This is a genomic window from Persicirhabdus sediminis, assembly GCF_016595495.1.
In the GTDB taxonomy this organism is placed as follows: Bacteria; Verrucomicrobiota; Verrucomicrobiia; order Verrucomicrobiales; family Akkermansiaceae; genus Persicirhabdus; species Persicirhabdus sediminis.
Map to the genome: position 1 here is coordinate 1 of NZ_JAENIM010000004.1, position 3613 is coordinate 3613.

The window sequence follows — 3613 nt, forward strand, 5'->3', positions numbered from 1 at the left end:
AGAGTTCGCCTACTGCGAGAGCAGGCTTGATTGAGTGAAACGAATGAGGGACTGAGACGCAGTTAGGCGCAACGACTTGATATCTGTCCGCACGTCTATCCTACTCAAGGAATCGAGCTCGTGCGGAGACGGGAATGCTAGGATGACTTCTTTCATAGAGTTTTTTCTGTCAGGTTCATCGCAGGATAACTTGCAGAAAAAACTGACTTGTCATCCTCTGCGCAAGCTTGTGCGCGCAACGTTAGATCTAGTTGATAGATAAAAGCCTCACTGAGTGCAAGTTCTCATTTCAAGCTATACAGGCTCGAGTTCTCTCGCACTCTTGTATCATCTAAGCTCGCGCTCATTCTGAAAGGCTACGCTGATCTTTCCCTCTGCTCGCTGCGCTACGATGATACTGACACCGTTTCACGGAGTCAAGCTTGAAATGTTCACTTGAACAGTCTGCCGAGAAGCTCTTTTCTATCAGCTAGCTGCCGCATTCATCCAGATATCGTCAAAAGCCACTCATTCACTACTGGGAGCGGGCTTCGACGAAGAGGTTAAAGGTTAAAATTGTCATAAAACTAAACTACTTAGCGTGTAGTGGATTGGTGTGCGCTGGCTTGTTCTCTTATTTGTTAGCTTTGTAATGTAATGATTCTACGAGACATTTAGCTGATGCAAAATCTAGCTTCACTTCGCATTCTTGACCATTAGAGTTCGTGATACTTAGTACCGGGTTATTGTCATCTCCAGTTAAAATTATGTGCCCGCCATCTAGAGTTTGTGACTCAGCATATCCTTCTCTGGATATTGGGCCTTCGGCAGCTGATAACACGCTAGGGCTAGAATAAAGCCTATAAGATTCTGAATGATCTATATCGATAAAACGGTAAAATGCTCTACGACAGCGAGAATCAAATGAATTATAGTGAAATGCGAATCGAAATTGTAGCCCATCGTCTATATACCCATTAAAATGGCTGACGCTCAGAGGTAATGAAACAGGTTCCGTTATATCTAAAAGGCATATTTCGAGGTGGGAACATGGAGCAGAGCAACAACTTATGATTAGCCGCAACCCTATCCCTGAAACAGAACTTCCGTCTTCAAGATTTATACAGGTATCGCAAAATATATAATATGATAAATCGGAATCTTCCCAGCATACTTGTTCAGATACCTTTTGAGCTATCTCTGTAGAATCAATCTTCTTCCATGGAATGTCCATATTTCTAGAGAACGTCGAAGTCCACACATCCGCTACCGGGAGCGTTCCTTCGATTCAGTTTTAGGTTTATCGTTACCCTCCAGCTTCGACTCGGAGCGGGTAGCGGATTGTGGTGCGACGCCTTGTTCTGCTTCTTCGATGCTTTTGATGTAGCTTTGATACAGTTCACAACTTTCATCGAGACCAAGCTTCTTGGTGTGATGCTTGCAATAATTGGCAACTTCTTTGATGAGCGGCAGCATCGAGGGATCCACGTTGGAATACTTAACCTGACACATCAACGAGCAAAGTAGCCCGCTGGGGAAGTCCCATTCCTCGGTTGCAACGGAATCTCCCTTCAAGTACTCCAATGCGGCTTCAAGGTAAAACCTCAAACCATCTGTGGCCATGTAGGTAAAATCCTCTGAGATTCCTCCAGTGGAGTTCATGAGTTCGATCGCTTCTTCCTTAGTCTTCCCGAGGAAATTCTTGAGCATCCACTCGGTATCTAAGCAATACGGTTTCGATCCTGCCAGTTGATCCTCGGTTGGAACCTTCATTTTTTGCAGAACGTCTAGCACACCAACCGCTGACCACTCAGCGCGCTACGTTTTTGGGTTGAGATTGAAATTGTCATAAAGGTCAGGAATTCGGCGGAGAAGCGGTTGGGTGCTGCGACTTGTTAGCGCTTTGTTACGACGTTGATCGGTGTGTTGATCTCCACAATTTCGATCGGCCCGGCCACACCTCGACTCTGCGCCAAGTCGACAATCTGCTGGAACACCTCCGCATCCTCATTCGGTCCAACATACTCGATTCGGAGTGGATCAAATCGCAAATATCCACGAGCGTTTACTCCATGGCCATCGAGCATGAGGCGGACAGAATGCCCTTCAGATTCATCGGCCCAAGGGGGATCCGTGATCATGCCCGATTCAAGCTCGATCTCAGCGGTCGATCCCGTTGACAGCTTGTATGTGAAGCGACTCAGAACCTTTGCGTCATCCTCAAAAGGCACCTTCATTCTGACGATGCCAACCGCGAGACTCCATTCCTCCTTCCACCCAAAAACGCAGAGCTTCAGATATGCACCTAAGCCAGCGACAACGAAAAGCAAGGTCGTTAGGATGAAACCTATGCGCTTGGGAGTGATCTTCATAATCTTGCGCTAACATATGAGCATAGCCACCACTGACATCGAGGCTTTAAACTACGCATTACAAAGCACTCTATCGAAGCCAAACCAAGTTGTCAAACAACGAGACGGTCAGTGGTTGGCTACTGCGTCTAGTTCGGCAAGTTAGTCTCGACCCAATGTGGCACTACCAATAAAAACGCCACCACTCTCATCCTCGAAGAAATATAGCCATAATCCCTTACCGTAACCGAAGTTGTCTGGATCACACACTGTCTGGTTAGGTAGAATCCAACCATCATCATCTGACACTCTAAACCATTCCTTGAACTGCCTTGGACAATAAAACCCCTCACTCTCACGTGAAAGCTTCCCAAAGAAACCTTTCATATACGCCGCAAACTTGAATACCCTAATCTTAGAATCAGATATATTGGTAATACTGGTTGAATAATGAGACCTAGGATCTTCATCTTGACTGAGAGAATCCCCATGATGGATCTCAACCTTATCCTGCCCTGCTCTCATTAGACTCTTAGAATAATCCTGACGTTCGTCTTGATAGATTGCACCATTATTAAATGTTACACCATTAGGGACTGGGTAGATATTACCATACATGAACATAGCCTCACCGCTGGGGTATGCTACAATTCCAGCTTTAGATGAGCTAATCATCTCCTCCGTGATCAATGATTCCTCATACTCCACCCATTTAGATTGGCGGATAAAAAATCTCATAGAAGTATCGTTCTCTATATGATACCTAAATCTAGTTTTGTCTTTGTTCATTTAGCCGAACGTCAAAAGCCACCCATCCACTACCAGAGGGCGAGCTTTGATTTCAGGTTAAGGTTCATAATTATCATTCAGATTTTGACTCGGAGCGGGTAGTGGATTGGTGTGCGCTGCCTTGTTCGGCTTTTCGGGTTTGGCTTCTCGATCCGAGCTTCACTTACCGTCGAATAGTAGCGCAATCTGGCGTTTGGCAATCCAATTTAAAGCGATCGAAAACAACTTCCAGAGAACAAGAATCAAGACGGAAATCCCAGCCAAAATAATGGTGACCTGCATGGTCGTCATGCTTCCTTTACCGTCACCGGGTTCCACGAAACCAAAAAGAAGAGCGATAATTCCTACGAGTGGAAGTAGCAGGCAAAGGCACATAAACCCGTTGATCAAACGCCTCATAAGGTTAAGCTTTTTCTGGTATTCTTCGCGGGTGATTAACATCGCATAGTCGGGTCAAGTTTTCTGCCGAACGTCTAGCACACCAACCGCTGACC

General features: G+C 45.7%; 5 protein-coding genes. 1 reads left to right on the forward strand and 4 read right to left on the reverse strand.

The window, feature by feature from the left end; translation table 11 throughout:
- Positions 1 to 1245 precede the first annotated feature (1245 nt).
- Both JIN82_RS00030 and JIN82_RS00035 read right to left on the reverse strand, forming a co-directional pair.
- Positions 1246 to 1752, reverse strand: a complete 507-nt coding sequence (locus tag JIN82_RS00030; protein WP_200309477.1) for a hypothetical protein — start codon at positions 1750 to 1752, stop codon at positions 1246 to 1248.
- 122 nt (positions 1753 to 1874) lie between these two features.
- Positions 1875 to 2351 carry a hypothetical protein gene (locus tag JIN82_RS00035; RefSeq protein WP_200309478.1) on the reverse strand — a complete coding sequence of 159 codons (477 nt, stop codon included), beginning with the start codon at positions 2349 to 2351 and terminating at the stop codon, positions 1875 to 1877.
- A gap of 16 nt (positions 2352 to 2367) precedes the next feature.
- Here JIN82_RS00035 and JIN82_RS17415 point away from each other — a divergent pair, with 16 nt between their 5' ends.
- A complete protein-coding gene (locus JIN82_RS17415; protein ID WP_267906484.1) occupies positions 2368 to 2496 on the forward strand; it encodes a hypothetical protein in 129 nt (42 codons plus the stop codon).
- Here JIN82_RS17415 and JIN82_RS00040 read toward each other — a convergent pair.
- Both JIN82_RS00040 and JIN82_RS00045 read right to left on the reverse strand, forming a co-directional pair.
- Complete coding sequence (locus tag JIN82_RS00040; RefSeq protein ID WP_200309479.1) at positions 2493 to 3119, reverse strand: hypothetical protein; 627 nt, start codon at positions 3117 to 3119, stop codon at positions 2493 to 2495. The two genes, JIN82_RS17415 and JIN82_RS00040, sit on opposite strands and share 4 nt — an antisense overlap.
- Positions 3120 to 3278: 159 nt before the next feature.
- Positions 3279 to 3560 (reverse strand): hypothetical protein, encoded by a 282-nt coding sequence (locus JIN82_RS00045; protein ID WP_200309480.1) that lies wholly within the window; start codon positions 3558 to 3560, stop codon positions 3279 to 3281.
- Positions 3561 to 3613: the final 53 nt, after the last annotated feature.

Excerpts from the sequence above, each read along its gene's own strand:
- JIN82_RS00030 (WP_200309477.1), bottom strand. The coding sequence starts at position 1,752 with ATGAAGGTTCCAACCGAGGATCAACTGGCAGGATCGAAACCGTATTGC.
- JIN82_RS00035 (WP_200309478.1), bottom strand. The coding sequence starts at position 2,351 with ATGAAGATCACTCCCAAGCGCATAGGTTTCATCCTAACGACCTTGCTT.
- JIN82_RS17415 (WP_267906484.1), top strand. The coding sequence starts at position 2,368 with ATGAGCATAGCCACCACTGACATCGAGGCTTTAAACTACGCATTACAA.
- JIN82_RS00040 (WP_200309479.1), bottom strand. The coding sequence starts at position 3,119 with ATGAACAAAGACAAAACTAGATTTAGGTATCATATAGAGAACGATACT.
- JIN82_RS00045 (WP_200309480.1), bottom strand. The coding sequence starts at position 3,560 with ATGTTAATCACCCGCGAAGAATACCAGAAAAAGCTTAACCTTATGAGG.